Origin of the sequence: Labrenzia sp. THAF82 (assembly GCF_009363435.1) — a bacterium.
Taxonomy (GTDB): Bacteria; Pseudomonadota; Alphaproteobacteria; order Rhizobiales; family Stappiaceae; genus Roseibium; species Roseibium porphyridii.
The window spans coordinates 4,808,742-4,828,575 of the sequence record NZ_CP045354.1 but is presented as its reverse complement, the minus strand read 5'-3'; the positions used below and the strand labels follow the sequence as shown (position 1 = coordinate 4,828,575).

The 19,834-nt window shown below is 56.7% G+C and carries 15 protein-coding genes, 1 tRNA gene and 1 pseudogene; 15 read left to right on the top strand and 2 right to left on the bottom strand.

Going from position 1 to position 19,834, the window contains the following annotated elements; genetic code table 11:
* The first annotated feature begins 297 nt into the window (after window positions 1-297).
* The 3 genes and pseudogenes from FIV00_RS22175 to FIV00_RS30480 all read left to right on the top strand — a co-directional run bounded on the left by FIV00_RS22175 (window position 298) and on the right by FIV00_RS30480 (window position 9,253).
* Entirely contained in the window at window positions 298-8,562 is an 8,265-nt protein-coding gene (locus FIV00_RS22175) for a DUF4214 domain-containing protein (protein ID WP_173006101.1), read from the top strand.
* 244 nt (window positions 8,563-8,806) lie between these two features.
* Window positions 8,807-8,917: pseudogene (locus tag FIV00_RS30575) on the top strand (hypothetical protein); the annotation flags it as partial.
* Between the two features lie 39 nt (window positions 8,918-8,956).
* A complete protein-coding gene (locus tag FIV00_RS30480; protein WP_152502792.1) occupies window positions 8,957-9,253 on the top strand; it encodes a hypothetical protein in 297 nt (98 codons plus the stop codon).
* 736 nt (window positions 9,254-9,989) lie between these two features.
* Here FIV00_RS30480 and FIV00_RS22165 read toward each other — a convergent pair.
* Window positions 9,990-10,064: transfer RNA gene (locus tag FIV00_RS22165), tRNA-Thr, on the bottom strand.
* A 434-nt stretch (window positions 10,065-10,498) separates the two neighbouring features.
* Here FIV00_RS22165 and FIV00_RS22160 point away from each other — a divergent pair.
* Both FIV00_RS22160 and murA read left to right on the top strand, forming a co-directional pair.
* Window positions 10,499-10,678: a hypothetical protein gene (locus tag FIV00_RS22160; protein ID WP_152502791.1), complete on the top strand. Its 180-nt coding sequence runs from the start codon at window positions 10,499-10,501 to the stop codon at window positions 10,676-10,678.
* Between the two features lie 193 nt (window positions 10,679-10,871).
* Entirely contained in the window at window positions 10,872-12,161 is a 1,290-nt protein-coding gene (gene murA, locus FIV00_RS22155; RefSeq protein WP_152502790.1) for a UDP-N-acetylglucosamine 1-carboxyvinyltransferase, read from the top strand.
* Between the two features lie 9 nt (window positions 12,162-12,170).
* Here the strand turns inward: murA and FIV00_RS22150 are convergent, their stop codons facing one another.
* Window positions 12,171-12,650 (bottom strand): DUF3124 domain-containing protein, encoded by a 480-nt coding sequence (locus FIV00_RS22150; protein ID WP_152502789.1) that lies wholly within the window; start codon window positions 12,648-12,650, stop codon window positions 12,171-12,173.
* 135 nt (window positions 12,651-12,785) lie between these two features.
* Here FIV00_RS22150 and FIV00_RS22145 point away from each other — a divergent pair, with 135 nt between their 5' ends.
* The 10 genes from FIV00_RS22145 (at window position 12,786) to FIV00_RS22100 (ending at window position 19,826) form a co-directional block, all read left to right on the top strand.
* A complete protein-coding gene (locus FIV00_RS22145; RefSeq protein WP_152502788.1) occupies window positions 12,786-12,998 on the top strand; it encodes a hypothetical protein in 213 nt (70 codons plus the stop codon).
* A gap of 143 nt (window positions 12,999-13,141) precedes the next feature.
* The gene (locus tag FIV00_RS22140) at window positions 13,142-13,579 is read left to right on the top strand and encodes a DUF2948 family protein (protein WP_152502787.1); all 438 of its coding nucleotides are present in this window, start codon (window positions 13,142-13,144) and stop codon (window positions 13,577-13,579) included.
* A 53-nt stretch (window positions 13,580-13,632) separates the two neighbouring features.
* Window positions 13,633-14,928, top strand: coding sequence for a histidinol dehydrogenase (hisD, locus tag FIV00_RS22135; protein ID WP_152502786.1), 1,296 nt, complete (start codon window positions 13,633-13,635; stop codon window positions 14,926-14,928).
* Between the two features lie 26 nt (window positions 14,929-14,954).
* Window positions 14,955-15,458: a UPF0262 family protein gene (locus FIV00_RS22130; RefSeq protein WP_152502785.1), complete on the top strand. Its 504-nt coding sequence runs from the start codon at window positions 14,955-14,957 to the stop codon at window positions 15,456-15,458.
* Between the two features lie 223 nt (window positions 15,459-15,681).
* On the top strand, window positions 15,682-16,086 hold the full coding sequence (locus FIV00_RS22125; RefSeq protein WP_371419543.1) for an arsenate reductase ArsC: 405 nt from the start codon (window positions 15,682-15,684) through the stop codon (window positions 16,084-16,086).
* A 76-nt stretch (window positions 16,087-16,162) separates the two neighbouring features.
* Window positions 16,163-16,597, top strand: a complete 435-nt coding sequence (locus FIV00_RS22120) for an SgcJ/EcaC family oxidoreductase (protein WP_173006100.1) — start codon at window positions 16,163-16,165, stop codon at window positions 16,595-16,597.
* A gap of 229 nt (window positions 16,598-16,826) precedes the next feature.
* On the top strand, window positions 16,827-17,045 hold the full coding sequence (infA, locus tag FIV00_RS22115) for a translation initiation factor IF-1 (protein ID WP_006939340.1): 219 nt from the start codon (window positions 16,827-16,829) through the stop codon (window positions 17,043-17,045).
* Window positions 17,046-17,088: 43 nt separating this feature from the next.
* Window positions 17,089-17,715, top strand: a complete 627-nt coding sequence (locus tag FIV00_RS22110) for a Maf-like protein (RefSeq protein ID WP_152502783.1) — start codon at window positions 17,089-17,091, stop codon at window positions 17,713-17,715.
* Window positions 17,716-17,758: 43 nt separating this feature from the next.
* The gene (yacG, locus tag FIV00_RS22105) at window positions 17,759-17,953 is read left to right on the top strand and encodes a DNA gyrase inhibitor YacG (protein WP_152502782.1); all 195 of its coding nucleotides are present in this window, start codon (window positions 17,759-17,761) and stop codon (window positions 17,951-17,953) included.
* Window positions 17,954-18,215: 262 nt separating this feature from the next.
* Entirely contained in the window at window positions 18,216-19,826 is a 1,611-nt protein-coding gene (locus FIV00_RS22100) for a bifunctional UDP-sugar hydrolase/5'-nucleotidase (protein ID WP_152502781.1), read from the top strand.
* Window positions 19,827-19,834: the final 8 nt, after the last annotated feature.

The window sequence follows — 19,834 nt, the reverse complement described above, 5'->3', positions numbered from 1 at the left end:
TCGGTGATCCAAGGTTATGAAACCAATGCTTTAGATGTGCTTGGCGAACAAGGCGGTTGGGAATTCTATGCATCACTTGCGGACAAATACGCAGGTTATCCCGAATATCCGACTGTAACAAAGCCTGAAATCCCACCCGTTTACTCTGCGGGATGGATGAGCCAATGGGATTTCAGTAATACGTGGGGTGCGCTCACCGGAGCGCGAGCGGACAGTATTGAGGTACTGCTCCGTACCCCTATAGGTGCTCCCTCCGGTGATAGGAATGTTCTGAGAGTTCCTCGCGGATATGAAAACATGTCACGTGAAGAAGCTGAACGCATAGCCAACCAGATCGAAAAAGGTTGGTTACAGGGACTTTCCGAAAACGCGCTCGCGAAGGCGGTCGTCGAAGGCTACGATCTAAACGGCCCCGAGACTGTCGTTGATCTGCCAAGGGCGCACTACGCGGGTAGAGGCGACGGTGGCAGTTCCTATGGCAATCCTGACGCTGGTGGCACGAGCGCCGCCTCCGGAGCCAATCGAAACACCGGTACCGCTCAAGCCAGCTCTAATCCTACTGGCTGGCATGCGATTGACATCCCTGCCTCTGCCCATTTGCCTACACCTGAACTAACTGGTGCTTACCGTCAGAGCGATTCACCGGCTATTCCCCGTTCGAAGCCAAGTGCCAACGACCGCGGTGATGGTGGCAACCGGGGCAATGATAACTACAGCGGCGGGAACAGTAACCCGAGCGGGTCTTCCAATAACGGCGGGGGAGGTTACCAGGGTAGCTACTCTGATAGCTACAACGGCGGTGGCGGCCATGGTTATAGCGGTAGCGGTGCGGGTGAGAGTTTCTCCGACAATATGAGCTGTTTTGCCGCCGGGACCTTGATCCTCTTGGCTGATGGTCGTGAAAAACCGATTGAGCAAGTCCAGCTTGAAGACCAGGTGATGGCGTTTGACGGTTTTGGCGCGCTGGAGCCTCGGGAAGTCACGGATCTCTTCATCCATGGCAAACGCAAGGTGCTGGATGTTGACGGCGTTCTGACGACACCGGAACACCCGTTCCTTTTGCCGGACGGCAGCTATCAACCGATCGGCAAGCTGAGTGTCGGTGACCAGATCGTCCGCGCAGATGGCACGCATCACACCATCGCGCGTATTGCCGAAGTCGATGGCGTTCATACCGTCTATAACTTCACCGTTGAAGGTCTGCACACCTATATCGCGGCAGGCTTCCGGGTCCACAACATCAAACCCGTCATCCTGGACCTCGACGACAACGGCATCAACGTCACCAAGTTGGACCGCTCCACCATCTTCCTGGACACGGGTGGGGACGGGTTCTTGCGCCGGACGGCGTGGGCGGACGCTGGAGAAGGCGTCCTTTTTTATGACCCTGATGGACGCGACGGGATTACGGAAAAACGTCAGTTTGTCTTTACCGAATGGGACCCAACGGCAACGAGCGATCTGGAAGCACTTGCGTCCGTGTTCGACAGCAATTCCGACGGCGTTCTGGATGCGGGCGATGCGGAGTTCGGCAAGTTCAAGGTTCTGGTGACGCTGGCGGATGGCTCGACGGTGGCAAAAACGCTGGTCGAGCTTGGCATTACGGCGATCGACCTGACGGCGGATGCCACCAATATCGAGCTTGCCGACGGCTCTGTGATCACCGGCAAGACGACGTTTACGAGGAGCGACGGTACGACGGGCACGGTCGGTGACATGCTGCTGGCCTCCGAAGCGCAGGGTCACCGGGTTGAGCAGGTCGAGAGTGTCGATGGCACTGGCACGCGCACGCTTGTCTCCACCGCATATGCGGCCGATGGCAGCAAGGCCTATGAGATCCAGTCTGCGACGAGCGCCGACGGATCATCGATCACCAACCGGTATGACGATGACGGCGATGGGGTGACGGACCGCATCCAGACCATCGTGACGGTGCAAAACGCTGATAACAGCGAAACGGAAACGGAAGAGACCCTTGCGGGCAGCGATGCGGCAACGGCTGTGCTCAAGTCCCGTACCGTGACCACGGTGAGTGCGGACGGCCTGACGGAAACGATCGAGCGCGACACGATGGGCGGCGGCTGGTTCAACCAGCGCGAAGTCAGGACGGAACAGGCCGATGGCAGCCTGACGATTGAGATCAGCGATCTGGCCGAGAACGGCACGGTGATCAAAAGCCGCAGCGAAACGGTCTCCAGTGATGGGTCTGTGCGCGTTGACGGAATTGACGCGGATGGCGACGGCCAGGCCGATACGGTGGAAACGCAAGGGATTGCAGTCCACGCAGATGACAGCCGCACGGAAACGGTTGCGGTGACCAATCAGGATGGCTCCCTGCGTGCCAAGGTGACCGAGGAGGTGGGGAGCGATGACCGCTCGAAGGTCATCAGCCGGGATCTTGATGGCAATGGGCAGATCGACCAGCGGGAGATCCTGGATATCACGGTGACGCCGCAAGGCGGCAGCACCTCGCGGCTGGAGATTCGAAACGGCGATGGCTCGCTCAAATCGTCCTCCATCACTGTCACGTCGGATGATGCACTGACGAAGACAACGGAGCTGGACCAGGACGGGGATGGCGATATTGACCTGAAGACGGTTGATGCCACGACGGTGAATGCCGATGGCAGCCGGGAGCAGGTGATTACCCAGTTGAATGGCGACGGCTCCGTGCGTGCCATGCGCAAGGAAACGCTCGGCAGCGACAAAGTCAGCTCCGAGACCTTTGTGGATCTGAACCAGAATGGGAGTTTTGATGCCGGTGAGCGTGTGTCCTTTGTCTCGGTCGACGATACAACCCTGGCAAGAACGGCGACCAGCTGGACCCGCAATGCGGATGGATCTGCCTCGGCAAAAGTGACGAGCGTGACGTCTGCGGACGGTCTGAGCAGCAGCACTGAAAGCGATCTGGATGGCGATGGCGACATTGATCTTCAGGTTGAAGACGTAACGGTTCTGAACGGTGACGGCTCTTCCAAACGCACGGTGACGACGAAGAACCAGGACAACTCGCTGCGCACTGTTGTGGAAACCGAGACGAGCGTCGATGGTCTGACCCGGACGGTGCGGGAGGATGTCGACGGCAAAAGCGACGGCGCGTTTGAAAAGATAAGCGTTACCGCGCTGGAACTGGAAGCCGATGGCGGCAGCAAACAGACGGCCACTGCCTATGCCGGTGATGGCACGACCGTGCTTTCAAAGACCGTCACGACGGAAAGCGCTGACCGGCGCATCATGACGGTGAGGCAAGACCGGGACGGGGACGGCGCTGATGATGTGGTCTCTGAGCGGGTTGAGGCTGAGGACGGCTCCAGGACGCTGACGGAGACGACTTATGCCAATGACGGCACGGTGCTTGGTCAGAGCGTCAGCACCACCAGCGCCAATGGCCTGGAGACGACGACGCAAACGGATCTTGACGGCGACGGAAACGCGGATGTCGTCAGCCGCAGCACCACAGTGCTGAATGCCGATGGCAGCCAGACGACGGTTCAGCGAACCGAAAACGTCGACGGCTCGCTGCGGAGTTCTGCGACGGTCACCGTCAACGATGATGGCCTGGAGACGGTGACCCGGACCGATGCGGACGGCAACGGCACGTTTGAACGGGTCATCCATGACGAAACCGTTCTGGACGCTGATGGCGGCACCACCCGCACGGTTGAGACCCGCTCGCAGAGCGGGGCAGTCATCAATCGAACCCAGACCGAGATGAGCGATGACGGTCTGGACCGCGAGATCAGAACAGACCGGGACGGCAATGGCAGCTATGATCTGATCGAGACATCATCCACGGTTCTGGAGGCCGATGGCGACACGGTAACGACGACGGAGACCCGCGAAGGCGGGGTTCTGCGCAGTTCCACGACCCAAACGGTCTCTGACAATGGCCGTTCCAATATCACAGAAACCGACATCAATGGTGACGGCAAGACGGATACTCGCATCACGCAATCGGTTGCCGACAGCGGGCTTGCGACGGACCATGTTCAGCACAAGGCCGCCGATGGCAGCGTGCAGAGCCAGGTCCGCACGGTCACCAGCGCCAACGGCCTGTCGGCAACGTCTTATCAGGATGCTGACGGCAATGGGGCTTATGAGACCCGCACGGAAACCGTCCGCACATTGAATTTGGATGGCTCGACCACGACAACAACCAGCGTCAAGGCACAGAACGGTGCGCTGCAGTCGAAGTCTCAAAAGACCGTCAGTGATAACGGGTTGACCGTCACGCGTACCCAGGATTTTGACGGCGACGACAACGTTGACGAGACCTCCGTGCGCGCAACGGCGATTGCTTCGGACGGTTCGATCACCACCACGGAAACGGTAACGGCCCGGAACAACGATACGCTGATGCGTTCCGTTGAGACCACGAGCGGTGACGGGCGCTCGGTGACCCTGTCGGTGGATGCGGATGGCGACGGCGTCAATGACCGGGTGACGACGACGACGCTGGCAGACGACGGTGTCACGACGACGGTTGCCGAAGCTTTTTCGGGGTCCGGCGACCCGATCTCCAGGACCACCACCACGGCAAGCGGCAATGGGTTGGAGCGGACAGTTTCGTTTGACCTGGACGGCAATGGCGTCGCCGAGCGGGTGATGCACGACACGACGGAGATTGCCGCTGACGGGACAACCACCCGCAGGGTTGATCACGAAACAGGCTCCGGTCGGCTCATCGCCCGAGAGGAAATGACGTCTTCCGATGACGGCCTGATTGTGACAACGGCGCTGGATCTGGATGGACAGGGCGGCAATGACTTTGTCACCACCAAAACAATCAGCTTTGGCCATGACGGGTCGCGCGAAGAAAGCTGGGTGACCCGGGGTCCGGGCGGCCAGAAGGGCAGCGCGGTGGTGACCACCAGCGCGAACGGGCTGGAAACGGACACCCTCATCGATATGGATGGGGACGGCAGCATCGACCGGGAGACGGCGCTGGTTCTGGGTGCGACCGGTGGCAGCACTGAGACGATGGACTTTAACGGCGTGCGCAGCACGGTGACCAGCGTCAGCGCCAATGGGCGTTCGCAAACGACGACCATTGACCGCAAGGATGGCCAGGGCACGGATCTGCGCATCCAGACCTCGGTCGATCTGAGCGGTGACAAGACCACCACCTGGACGGATCTGACAGATGGCGGAGCAACAGAGGCCGTTATCCGCCGGGAAGCGGCCGCCAATGGCACAAGCGATCTTTACCGGCTTGATATTGACGGCAATGGCAGTGACGACATCACCCGCAAGACGGTGGTCGATTATGACGCCTCGGGCAATGAAATCCGCGTCTTTGAAGAGCTTGAGGGCAGTGCCGGGGTTCTGGCGTTCAAGTCGACAACGATCACCTCGGCCAACGGTCTGACCTCGACAACGCAAACTGACAGCGACGGCGATGGTGAGATCGACACCACGGCGGAAACGAAAACCGTCTTCAACGCTGACGGCTCTTCCACCACGACCAGCCGGGACTGGCATGACGACGGCACTTTGCGGTCCAGCTATGCCGAGACCGTCAGCGCCGATGGCCGCACCATCGTCGAGACTTTTGACTTTGACGGCAACTCCGTCACCGACAAGACCGTCGTGAGTGAAGTCGCAGCAGACGGCGGCCGGGAGGTGACCGAAACTGGCTTTGGCGCAAACGGCGTTCAAAAGCGCATTGTCACCAAGACCTCGTCCGATGGATTGACGACAACGGTGCTGCGCGATGGTGTGAGTGAGGTTCTGTCCCGTTCCGCTGTCGGCAACGGCAGCTATGACTGGGACAATGGTGTCAGGGCCTCGTCTTCGAAGGCCCATATTTTTGTCACCCACAAGATCGACGGCCAGGGCCTTGAAACCTGGGAGATGACCTCCACACAGAACGGCGTTGCCACCACGCATAGCGAGCGCTTTGACATGGCGGCCAAAGACCGGCTGCTGGCGGAAGCAGCCCGTCTTTATGATGCTGTTCTTGACCGGGCGATGGACAACTCGGAAATCGAGGTTCTGGTTCAATACGCGTCCAACAGCCAGCTGAATCTCACCGCTCTGGCAAATGCTTTGCTGTCATCGGGCGAATACGCTGCGCGCTATGGCAGCTTGAGCGACACGGGCTTCATTGCCCGGGCCTATCAGAACACCTTTGGCCGCGAACCGACACTTGGGGAACTGGGCGAGCACCTTGCTGAGCTTACCTCCGGCACCAGCCGCGCCGTTCTCATCGCTGGGCTCTCTGAAAGCGCCGAACACATCGTTGTCGGAAACGGCCACGGCAAGACAAACAACTATGACGTCTTCCTGCTGCCGATCGTCAAGGAAGACGATCTCATCGCCTCGTTCGGTGTCGAAGGGTTCGACCTGAACACAAGTGATGACAGTGCTCTTGTCGGCACAAACGCAAGCCAGACCTTGAACATTGGCAGTCACGAGGCCGTCTTCGGCCTGGGTGGCAATGATTCTTTGAACGGAGGCAATGGATCCGACATTCTGGTGGGCGGCACCGGCAATGACGGCCTGCGCGGCGGTGCTGGAGATGATGTCTACATCGTCAACCGCGACGAGGGCGATGATGTCATCATTGACACGGGCAGCGGTACCAACGGCGACACGCTGGTCTTCGGCGAAGGCATAGACATCGAAGATCTGAACATGATCCGCTCCGGCGATCATTTGCGGATCGAGTTCCATGCGGAAAGTGCGGCTGAAGCTGCAGCGGCCGCTGCCAGAGGGTTGGCCCCTCTGACTGGTTCGGTCACCATTCGATACTGGTTCTCCGACAACAATCTTCGCGTCGAACGCCTTGCTTTCGACAACGGTGAAAGCTACTGGATCGGGCACATCTCCTCATTCTCGTCCGAACCCGGTGTCAACTACAACATGTGGCGCCGCCGATCCGACAGCAACGACACCTTCACCGCAGACCCCGGCCACGACATCATCCTCGGGGCAGGCGGGAATGACACGCTCAATGGCTCAGACGGAAATGACGTGCTGCTGGGTGGAAAAGGTGATGATCGCCTCTATGGGGGGGATGGGAATGACTACCTGAAAGGTGACAAAGGCAACGACACATTGCGCGGAGGTGCCGGTCGCGACGAGATGTATGGCGGTGCCGGCAATGACACCATTTACTATGGGGATGGCGACTACTTCTGGACCGATGGCATAGCACGTGACGTCGGTGGAGTTGGACGCGACAAACTAATCATCGAGACGGGTTCTCACTTCAGCACAAACGGGCTTTCGTGGTATGGCATCGAAAGTTTCCAGGGTGCAGAAAAGAATGACCGGGTCGTCGGCAATGACGGCTCCGTAGACTATTGGATGCATGGCGGTTCCGGCGATGACTACCTGAAAGGTCACAATGGCAACGACACATTGCGCGGAGGTGCCGGACGCGACGAGATGTATGGCGGTGCCGGCAATGACACCATTTACTATGGGGATGGTGACTACTTCTGGACCGATGGCATAGCGCGCGACATTGGTGGAGCTGGACGCGACAAACTTATCATTGAGGCTGGGTCTCACTTCAGTACAGACGGGCTTTCATGGTATGGCTTCGAAAGTTTCCAGGGTGCAGAAAAGAATGACAGGGTCATCGGGAATGATGGTTCCGCAGACTACTGGATGCACGGTGGCGCTGGAAATGATGTTCTCGTCGGGAACAGCGGCGACGATACGCTTATCGGAGGCGCAGGAAGCGATACGCTTACTGGTGGTGCAGGCAATGACACCATTTACTATGGTTACGGCGATATCGTCAAAATCGCAGGCACCAACAATGCACGTGACGTTGGTGGTGCCGGAATAGACACGATGATTGTCGAGGCTGGTTCGCATTTCCAGACGGGCGGTCTGTCCTGGTATGGTTTCGAACGCTTCATTGGAGCTGAGAAAGACGACACCGTCCATGGGAACTATTCAAATGTCGACTATTACCTAAACGGTGGTGCCGGAAATGATGTTCTCGTCGGGAACAGCGGCGACGATACGCTTATCGGAGGCGCAGGAAGCGATACGCTTACTGGTGGTGCAGGCAATGACACCATTTACTATGGTTACGGCGATATCGTCAAAATCGCAGGCACCAACAATGCTCGTGACGTTGGTGGTGCCGGAATAGACACGATGATTGTCGAGGCCGGTTCGCATTTCCAGACGGGCGGTCTGTCCTGGTATGGTTTCGAACGTTTCATTGGAGCTGAGAAAGACGACACCGTCCATGGGAACCATTCAGATGTCGACTACTATTTTGACGGCGGTGCCGGTGATGATTTGTTCAAGGGCAATGCAGGTAACGACACATTTATCGGCGGTCTCGGCAATGATATCCTTACTGGCGGAACAGGCTCAGACACCTTCGTCTTCAATGATGCCAGTGGCAATGATTACATTACCGATTTCACGGACGGCGAGGACCTAATCCGAATTGAGAGTGGTGCCACTTCATTCGCCGATCTTATTCTGGAAGCTGTGGGCTCAGACGCCCATATTCTTTTTGGAACAACTGAAATCTCCATGAAAAGCGTGCAACTGTCATCACTTGATCAGGATGACTTCCTATTCGTCTAAGCTGCTGATTAAGATCACAGGCTCCGCCGCACTATTAGTTCGGCGGGGCAGATTTTTTTGCTGAAAAACAAACCAAAAAGACAACGCTCTTCTTGCCGAAACAGCGCAAGAAGCAGCTGATGCGGCTGCGCGCGGTCTTGCTCCTCTAACCGGTTCCATCGTTCTAGCAGACTTCTTCTAGCAAGAAGGCGACCGCCTCGAACGTCTCTCTTTTGCCAATGGCGAAAGCTACTGGCTCGCTGATATCTCCTCATTCTCGTCCGAACCCGGCGTCAACTACAACATTTGGCGCCGCCGATCCGACAGCAACGACACCTTCACCGCAGATCCAGGCCACGTCATCATCCTCGGGGCAGGCGGAAACGACACGCTCTATGGCTCAGATGGAAATGACGTGCTGCTGGGGGGAGAGGGAGATGATCAGCTCTATGGAGGCGGCGGAGATGACGTTCTCAAGGGCATCGGCGGCATAGACACATTCATCTTCTCTGACGACAGCAGTAATGACCATATAACCGACTATACAAACGGTGAGGATCTCATTCAGATCGAAAACGGTGCCACGGCGTTCGCCGACCTGTCGATCTCGGTTTCCGGATCGGACGCCTTGATTCAGTTTGGTGGCACAACGATTACTCTCGATGGCGTGTCGGTGCTCGACTTGGATCAAGGAGACTTCCTGTTTAGCTGAGGAAGTTGGTTTAGTGTCTTGACCAATTGCGCCTGGACCTCACGGGGGTTCAGGTGGCAATTTGGTCGGTCTCGCCAAGAGGCTCGATTGCATGCGTAAAGGCGCGGTGCTGATTGGGAGTTGGTCTATTGCGGTCGCCGGCTGCGTTGTAGCTTGGAACTCGCTTCCAAACACTGACTTTGCCGGATCCAAGGTATCTCTGGTTCGATGACAATCTTCCCGCACCATCAGTTTACGTCGGAGAGCCGGAAATCGTCACGTTGCAAAGAGTGTTGCCGGGCCATTGGAGTTCTAGTCGTCTGACCTGGCAAATTTTGTAATAGGAACTTTTGGTTTTCCGAGGAGCCAATGAATCGAAGGCACGAAGGAGCTCGTTGTCAATTGCAAGAGGGAACAGAGTAGCTTCTCTTTGCGTTGGCAACGAGGTTTTAGCGGTCTATGCCGGGTATCTTGACCGACGCACCTTCAGGCCTACACGGTGCAAAGGTGATCGCCAGCGAAAAACTGCTATCCTTCCTCTCGTCGGCAATGTGAGCTTGTTGCAGACCTTAGAAAAGGCCAGCAACTCGATATAGATCCGGAGGTATTCGAGTTGGAACAAACCCTGCACAAAACTGTATGGGTTTTGTTCGAGAAATGCCGCATACAGGCGTTTGTTCCTTGCATGTTCTTGCAAGAAGTTGCACGGCGCTAGATTGGAAGTTTACGCTAAGTGTTTATTTTATTTGGGTTTTAATGGTGCTGCCGGAGAGATTTGAACTCTCGACCTCTCCCTTACCAAGGGAGTGCTCTACCCCTGAGCTACGGCAGCGTGTGCGCGTCAAACTGGACGGGCTGTGCGTCTGGGAGATCTTTGAAAGATCCACATGAGAAAAGACGCAGTTTTTGTTGCCGATCAGCGGTGCCGACCGGAATGAGGGCGCTTTTGCCATAAGAGTATCGGGGACGCAAGCTGTGTTTTGGTTTTTTTTCCGTGCCTTCGCCAGCAGTGCTGAACTACGCCCATGCAGGGCTTAAAGGGCACTAGAACGCCTGCTTTTGAGAACGCCAAACGGCTGTGGATATTTATCAATAGCGCGACGGCTCAGATCGCTGCACACGGGCTGGTTACAGCCCTGAGCATTGAAAGCGTTCGGAGGTGTAAGAAAGGCTGAATTGTTGTCCGCTAACGAAAGCCCGTCTTTGCAGACAGCCCGGCTGTTGGTAAAAGGTGTGACTACTGAAATGCGCAGGCGGGCCTCGTCCATGGATAAAAAAGATCAGCAAGGTGAGGGTGTTACGACCGGCAAGGCGCACTCATCCAATGAGAAGGCCAAAAGCGGTCAGGCCGGATCGGCAAAGGCCAGGGAAGACCGTCTTGCTGAAGCGCTGAGGGCCAATCTGCGCAGGCGCAAAAACGCTGCCAAATCCCGTAAGGAAGACTGATTGGCTGCAAGAAGACCGCTTGAGGTCTTTCTGCTTGCCGGAAATTGCCTGATCAAAGACAGGCCACTGCCTTGCATGGGCCATAAGTTGTGTATAGATGGCGGTTTGAATGTGAGTTTGAGGCTGCGCCCATGAGTTTGCTACAGGCGCGCGACTATCAGCCGTTTTTCGTTATACGAGGGTTCGGAAACAAATGGACAGTATCAAGGTTGTCGGCGGTTCGGAGCTGAATGGTGTCATTCCGATTTCAGGAGCCAAAAATGCCACTTTGCCGTTGATGATCGCATCGCTGCTGACAGATGAAACCCTGACCTTGAACAATGTGCCCCGTCTTCGTGATGTGGCGCAGTTGATGCAAATCCTGTCCAATCATGGTGTCGATTATTCGGTCAACGGCAAACGCAGCGGCCAGGACGAGCTTGCCGGCCAGACGCTGAATCTAACGGCCCGAGAGATTGTCGACACGACCGCGCCCTATGAGCTTGTTTCCAAAATGCGCGCCAGTTTCTGGGTGATCGGACCATTGGTGGCCCGGTGCCATGAGGCACGAGTGTCTTTGCCGGGCGGTTGCGCGATCGGAACCAGGCCGGTGGATTTCTTCATTGACGGCCTCAGCGCGCTCGGAGCGGATATCGAAATTGAAGGCGGTTATGTCGTGGTCAAGGCGCCGGGCGGTCTCAAGGGCGCGCGCGTTGATTTTCCAAAAGTTTCGGTCGGGGCAACACACACCATTATGATGGCGGCGACCCTTGCAAAGGGCGAGACTGAAATCGTCAATGCCGCCCGTGAACCGGAAGTGGTTGATCTTGCCAAGTGTCTGAAGGCGATGGGAGCCAAGATCGAAGGCGAGGGAACATCAACCATCCGCATCCAGGGTGTGCCGCGTCTGCATGGTGCGCATCATTCAGTCGTTCCCGACAGGATCGAGACCGGAACCTATGCCATGGCCGTTGCTATGACGGGCGGTGACGTGCTGCTGCAAGGAGCCCGGACGGATTTGCTGGAAAGCGCGCTCGATACTCTGCGCCAGTCCGGCGCCGAGATTGAACAGACCCCCGATGGGATCAAGGTCTATCGCAATGGCAACGGCATTCAGCCCGTCGACATCACCACCGAACCTTTTCCGGGGTTCCCGACGGACTTGCAGGCCCAGTTCATGGCGTTGATGACGCGGGCAGGCGGCTCGAGCCGTATCACGGAAACCATTTTTGAAAATCGCTTCATGCATGTGCAAGAGCTGGCGCGTCTCGGTGCGCAGATCCAGGTTGACGGACGCACGGCAACAATCGAAGGCGTTTCAACGTTGCGCGGAGCGCCGGTGATGGCGACCGATCTGCGGGCGTCGGTGTCACTTGTAATTGCGGGCCTTGCCGCGGAAGGTGAGACCACCGTCAATCGCGTCTATCATCTCGATCGTGGTTTCGAACGGCTCGAAGACAAGCTGACGCGCTGCGGCGCGACGATCGAGCGGATTTCCGGCTAGGACACCGTCTTAATCCTTTACGGTGCGCCGCTCAATCACACGTCCGCGTGAGGCAAAGGAGGGCCCGGGTCCTCCGATGCCGCTGGTCATGATCGCCTCTGCGATCGGGCTGAGCGCGGCTTCGTCTGACGTCCAGGTAACGAGAAAATTCGCTCCGACGCCACCGGTCGTATCATTGATCGGAATGAGCACGGTTCTGGATTGCAGCGGCCCTAGAACAAACGGCTCCTCCAACATGGCGCGGATCAGTTCGCCGCCTTCTCCATGATAATCGACGCTTTGCAATGTGATGGTCGTCTTCGGATCGACGTTGTGAACAGCAAGCGTGGACGCCAGGAGGTCGGAACGGTTGGGATAGGAAAAGATCCGGGAATAGGCCGGAACATAGATTGTCTCACCCAATGCTCTTTCGGCGATGTCCTGAGCCTGAACAGTGGACTGAAGAGGCCAGTGGGTCAGTGCAACAAGAAAGATAAGTCGTTTCAGCATCGGTTTTCTCGCAATCCCTCAAGCGGGCGACAGATCGATGCACTTTCCGAAATGCTTGCCCTGATTGCAAGGGATCGGCGAGAGTAGCTGCCGATCGCAATTGTTGTCGAATGAAAACCAGGGAGACATCAGCGGATGGGAGCACAGGCAATCCGGTTTCTAATCCAGGTGGCGTTTGCCATGGCCGGACTAGTCGCTGTCGTGTTGGTTGCGCCGCCCTATGGCGCATCTCTCGGGCTTTTTCTACTGGTGTTTGGTCTGTGGCTCGGCAGGCGCGTTTTCAAGCGGATCGCGACATTGGATGAGGTCAAGGCCGATCTGCGTGATCGCGTGGATGATGGACCGTAAAGGTGCCGGGCGTGCCGGCAATAGGATTCAACATTGCCAAATCCTTCATTCCCCATTAGGTCAACAGCCTTGGGATCAGGGCCAGTCCGCCTTATATGCGGGAAGCCAAAACACACACTCGACCGGATCAGAAACCGAGCACTATGGATCAGCTGAAACTTGCCGCACTCGACCAGGAAGACCTTGAGGTTCTTTCGGCCCATTTACAGGATGCCATCCTGACGGTTGCCGACATCCGATTTCTGCCGAAGGAAAAGAAGGCTGTCTTTATCTTGAACAGGTTTGTTTGGGACAAGGAGGCGGACAAACGCTCCAAGGAGCACGAACGCCGACGCTCGGCGCTGGCCATCGCGCAGGTCACGGCCATGAAAGCGCAAAACATCCAGCAAGATGCCAAAGGAGCCGTGATGGAATTGCTCGCGGTGACGTTTGAAGCCGGTGATGAGCCGTCTGGACGTATTCAACTGGCATTTGCAGGCGGTGCCAGTCTTGTCCTGGATGTGGAATGTATCGAAGCGCAGCTGTCTGATCTCGGCGCTGCCTGGTCGACGCCGAACCTGCCACAGCACGATCTGAGCTGACGGGCTTCTATAGACCGAACTTGTATTTTCCCCGGACCTGATGGAGACACCGCGTGGTTCTGCGCCTTACAACTGCCGACACCGGATTTGACGATGACTTCAAGGCCCTTCTGGCTGGAAAGCGTGAAGTGTCGGAAGACGTCGACCATATCGTCCGGGATATTCTGGAAAGTGTTCGCCAGAACGGCGACAAAGCAGTGCTGGACTATACCAGAAAGTTCGACCGTCTCGATGCTGGAACCATGGCCGAGCTCACGGTCAGCGAAGCGGAAATTGATGCCGCAATGGCCGAAGTTCCAGCCGAAACGCTAAACGCGCTTCAGCTGGCCTATGAGCGCATTTATGCCCATCACGCCCGTCAAATGCCGGAAGATGACCGCTATACCGATGCTATTGGCGTGGAGCTGGGTTCGCTTTGGACCGCCGTTGAAGCCGTGGGTGTCTATGTGCCAGGTGGTCTTGCAAGTTATCCGAGCTCTGTTCTGATGAATGTCGTTCCGGCCAAAGTTGCCGGTGTCGACCGGATTGTTATGGTGGTTCCAAGCCCGGACGGCATTCTCAATCCGCTGGTTCTGGCAGCAGCCAAGATCGCCGGCGTGAGCGAGATCTATCGAATCGGCGGTGCTCAGGCGGTCGCGGCGCTGGCATATGGTACGGAAACGATCTCGCCTGTTGCTAAGATCGTCGGCCCGGGCAACGCCTTTGTCGCAGCGGCAAAGCGCCGTGTGTTCGGAACAGTTGGCATCGATATGATAGCCGGCCCATCGGAAGTCTTGATTGTTGCTGATGGCGGCAACAATGCCGACTGGCTGGCGGCGGATTTGCTTGCCCAAGCTGAACACGACACCGCAGCTCAGTCGCTGTTGATTACTGATAGCGCCGATCTTGCGGACGAAGTTGAAAAGGCCGTTGAATCACAACTGAAAACCCTGCCGCGCGAGGACGTGGCGCGTGCAAGCTGGCAGGATTTCGGGGCAATTATCCTCGTGCCGGATCTGGATGCCGCCATGCCATTGGCGAACCGGATTGCGCCTGAGCACCTGGAGCTTGCCGTCAGCGACCCGGAAGCGCTGTTGAAAAAAGTACGCAATGCAGGTGCCGTATTTCTGGGCCATTACACTCCTGAGGCGATTGGCGATTATGTCGGTGGATCGAACCACGTTCTGCCGACGGCACGTTCCGCGCGCTTTTCCTCAGGTTTATCGGTTCTGGAATTCGTGAAACGAACCTCGATCCTGAAGTGCAATCCGGACAATTTGCGAGCGCTCGGCCCCGCTGCCATCGCGCTTGGTGAATCTGAGGGGTTGTCGGCGCACGCTCGCTCTGTTTCCATCAGGCTGAACCTTTAACCGGAGTCGAAAGAGGCCTTTCGAAGATGAGCGACCCGCAATCCGAGACAGATCAGCAGACTGCCGGTGGCAGGCTTGTGGATGTGGTCCTGGATGAAGCCTCGATTGCCCGTTCAACGCCGGAAGTCGAACACGATCGTGCCGTTGCGATCTACGACTTGATTGAAGAAAACTCCTTCCAGCCGGTTGGTCACCCGCCGGTAAAGTATGTGCTCAAGCTCGGTGTGGTCGAAAAGAAGCTCGTCTTTCAAGTGACCACCGAAGATGAACACGCTGTCGTCACGCATGTTCTGTCGCTTTCGCCTTTGCGCAAGATCGTCAAGGACTACGATCTGATTTGCCAGAGCTATTACGAAGCGATCCGCCATGCGACGCCCAGCCAGATCGAGGCCATCGATATGGGGCGGCGAGGGGTCCACAACGAGGGCTCAGCCATATTGATGGAACGTCTTCACGGCAAGATCGAACTGGATACGCAAACAGCAAGACGATTGTTCACGCTCGTCTACGCGCTGCATTGGAAGGGATAGGGTGTAAGGCGACAAATATGAACCAATTGATGGTGGTCGGCAGTAGATTTGGAAAAGCGCATTGCGCAGCGCCGTATGGTGCAGGCAACGGGTGCGTGGCGTTCAAAAGCTGTCATTGCTGCTGCCGCCAGGCAGGTCAATTGGTTCATATTTGCCGTCTTGCGCTCTAGTCGCGATGACAGGGCCGGGCCTTCGTCCGACTGCGGTCCTATTTGCTTGCAGCATGAATGCCGTACGTTCCCCGATGGCAGAAGCGCTGGCAAAGCAATTGTTTCCGAACCAGATTTATGTGCGTTCCGCCGGTGTGCGTCCTGGCAAGATCGATCCCTTTGTTGATGCCGTCATGGCTGAAATCGGGATCGACATGAGCCAGCATCAGCCAAAGACCTTCGATGATTTGGACGAGTCCGGATTCGATCTTGTTTTGACGCTCGCTCCGGAGGCCCACCACAAGGCGCTGGAACTGACCCGCACAGATGCGGTTGAAGTTGAGTATTGGCCGACAATGGACCCCACCGTGGCAACCGGTAGCCGGGAGCAGATCCTGAATGAATACCGCGCGGTGCGGGATCAGTTGAGCATGCGCATCAAGAAGCGGCTCGACTGGGCACCACCGCCAGGTGATTGACAAGCGGTTCCCGGAACGCGCTATGCTTCAACTTAGGAAAATCGAACAGCGCCAAAGTACGTTCCGGGGAGGATCAATGATGATTGTTCGGCTGGTTGCCTTTGTTTGGATAGCGTTTTTTATGGGTGGAGCTGCATTGGCTCAGGACAACCCAATTCTCAATCGTTTGAACACCTATATTGCCGCTTACAATGCGAAGGATGCCGAGGCGATCTCAGCCTATTATACCGAAAAGGCAGCCTTGCTGCCGCCCCAAAGCAGAGCGCTTGTCGGACGCGCGCCCATAGCCGCGCATTTTGCCAACGCCTTTAACAACGGCGTCACCGAACTGGAATACAATGTTTTGGAAATCGATCAGACAGGACCGGACACGGCAGTCGAGGTCGCAGAAACAAAGGTCAAGCTGGGTACCAAGACAATTTCAGGCAGATCGATGCATGTCTGGAAAAAAGTGGATGGTGTCTGGTTCATTCACCGCGACATGTACCATGTCCTTGGCATTGCGCAGTAGTCACTCGGACTGAAATGTCTTGCGAAAGTTCAAAGTCTGGCGTGTCGAGGCACTATGGAATTGCCCCTGAGTTGCGGCTTTGCCTCGTCCGGAAGAACATTTGAACAACTCGATTATGCCCCTTGGAAGCTTTCTTTGATTAGGGTGGAAAGAAAGGTTCACTTTCTGGCACTAATCCGTTAGTTTCCCCGGCACCCGCGGGCAGGGCCCGCTTCATTCAGGATATCAAATGGCCAAAGAAGAAGCTCTGGAGTTTCCGGGCGTCGTAACAGAACTGTTGCCGAATGCGACGTTCCGCGTAAAACTTGAAAATGATCATGAAATTATCGCCCACACTGCCGGGCGTATGCGCAAGAACCGCATTCGCGTTCTTGCAGGCGACAAAGTTCTTGTCGAAATGACCCCTTATGATCTGACCAAGGGGCGGATCACCTACCGCTTCAAGTAAGTGGTTGTTTGAAGGTGACATCGGCTATCAGGCACGCGCATTCATGAACACCGCCCCTCAGTTGATCCTGGCCTCCGCATCGCCGCGACGTCTCGCGCTTCTGCAGCAGATCGGTTTGGAACCGGATCACCTTCTGCCGGCCGACATCGACGAGACGCCGAAAAAGCACGAAACGCCGCGCAGTCTTGCATTGCGCCTGGCTCGGGCCAAGGCAGAGACCGTCCGGCAGACCGCAGATGGGTCGGATGAGCTGCGGGACAGCGTTGTTCTGGCGGCCGACACAGTCGTTGCTGTGGGGCGCCGCGCGCTGCCAAAAGCCGAACTGACGGATCAGGCGCTTATGTGCCTGTCTCTACTTTCAGGCCGTGGTCATCGGGTCTTTACGGCGGTCGCCGTGGCTGAAACCACAGGTAAGGTGCGCTCCAAGCTGGTGGAGACCCGCGTTCGCTTCAAACGTTTGTCTCGAAAGGACATGGACGAATACCTTTCTTCCGGCGAATGGCGCGGCAAGGCCGGCGGTTATGCCATCCAGGGGTTGGCGGGAAGCTTTGTCGTCAAGCTTGTTGGTTCTTACCCGGCAGTTGTCGGTCTTCCGCTTGTGGAAACGGCCGGGCTCCTGAGTTCTGCCGGCTACCCTGTTCATCAGGGCTGGGCCACAGCAGCAGCGTAAGGTCATTCCCGGGAGCGCGTGGATAAGGGCAAGCAGAGGTATCATGACCGACAGCCAGAAACCTGAACGGCGAATGCGCCCGTGCCCGATCTGCTCGAAACTCTCGACCCCGGGAAATTATCCATTTTGCTCGGATCGCTGTGCCAAGATTGATCTCAATCGCTGGTTCACCGAAGGCTATACGATTCCCGTCGTCGAGACCGACGACATCGATGAGAGCGACCTGCCCGGAGATTAGGCAGGCGTTCGTTCAAATTGGTATTTATTCGGCTAATTTTCTTGCTTCTTGCGCACACGATGTCACTTGCAGACGTCACAAAACTGCACCAAGATCCGTCTACACCAACTAACCCGGTCGACTCGTCGCCGGTTGTGGCGCCCTCGTAAGAACGAAATAGGGGAGTGCCTAGCCAAGGCATTGGGAAACGGTACCGGGAGGTGAGGGAGACGGCCTATGGGTCAGTTCCTGCACAACAACCAATCCAAAGGGCGAGGGTCCGATGAAAAGAACAATCCTGAGCGCTGCGGTGCTGTCACTTACGACCGCGCTTTCCACAGCGGCTTATGCCGAGTATTCACTTACGGTTTTGCATCTGAACGATTTGCACTCGCGCATCGAGTCCATCAACAAATACGATTCCACCTGCGACGCTGAATCCGAGACGGAAGGCAAGTGTTTCGGTGGTATCGCACGTATCAAATCGAAACTCGACGAACGCCGTGCCGCATTGGACAGCGAAGGCAAGAACGTTCTTGTCGTCGATGCCGGGGACCAGTTCCAAGGGTCGTTGTTCTATACGACCTACAAGGGCGAGGCTGCCGTTGAGTTTCTGAATGGCATGGACATCGATGTGATGGCAGTGGGCAACCACGAATTTGACGATGGTCCTGAAGCCCTCGCCAACTTCATTGACAAGGCCGAGTTTCCGATCCTGTCGGGCAACATCGATGTCAATGCCGACGCCGCACTCAAAGGAAAGGTTCCAGGTGTCCTGATCGTGGAGAAGGGCGGCGAGAAAGTCGGCATCGTTTCGGCACTTGCCGAAGACACTGTCGATACGTCGTCACCAGGCGCAGGTGTCCGTTTCATTCAGGCCGAAGATTACCTGAAGGGTGCTGTCGAGGGTCTTGAAGCAGCCGGCGTCAACAAGATCATTGCTGTCACCCATATGGGTCTGCCGCGCGACATGGAGATCGCAGCAGCCGTGCCGGGAATTGATCTCATCGTTGGCGGACACTCCCACACGCTTCTGTCGAACACTCAGGAAGGCGCTGCAGGTCCTTACCCTGTCATCGTTCAGAATCCGGACGGAAAAGACGTGCCGATTGTCCAAGCTTATGCTTATGGCAAATTCCTGGGTGAGATCGATCTGACCTGGGATGACGATGGCAATCTTATCAAGGCGGAAGGGGAACCGATCCTGCTGGATGCTTCTGTGGAGCCCGATGAGGCGTTCCTGGCCAGGGTTGCAGAATTTGCAGCACCGATTGAAGAACTGAAGGCCAAGGTGATTGGTGCGACCGATGCGCCGATTGATGGCGATCGTGGATCCTGCCGTTCCGGCGAGTGTCAGATGGGCAATCTGGTCGCCGATGCAATGCTCGATAGAGTGAAGGACCAGGGCGTTCAGATCGCCATCCAGAATGGTGGCGGACTTCGCGCGTCAATCGATGGTGGCGAAGTGACAATGGGCGAAGTTCTGACCGTTCTGCCGTTCCAGAACACACTTGCAACGTTCCAGTTGAAAGGCGCTGACGTCATTGCAGCGCTCGAGAATGGTGTGTCCCAAGTTGAAGACGGAAAGGGCCGTTTTCCGCAGGTTGCCGGCTTGAAATACTCCTGGACGCGCAAGAAGGCACCAGGTGAGGGCCGTATTCTTGTCGTGGAAGTCATGGAAGATGGTGCATGGGCACCGATTGACCCGGAAAAGGTCTATGGCGTTGTTTCCAATAACTATATGCGCGGCGGCGGCGATGGCTACAAGGTGTTCGCTGAAAACGGCATGAATGCTTACGACTACGGGCCTGGGCTTGAAGTCGTGGTTGCTGATTTCATTGCCGAACGCAATGGATACACACCTTTCACCGATGGTCGTATTACTGAGCAATAAGGTTCGGG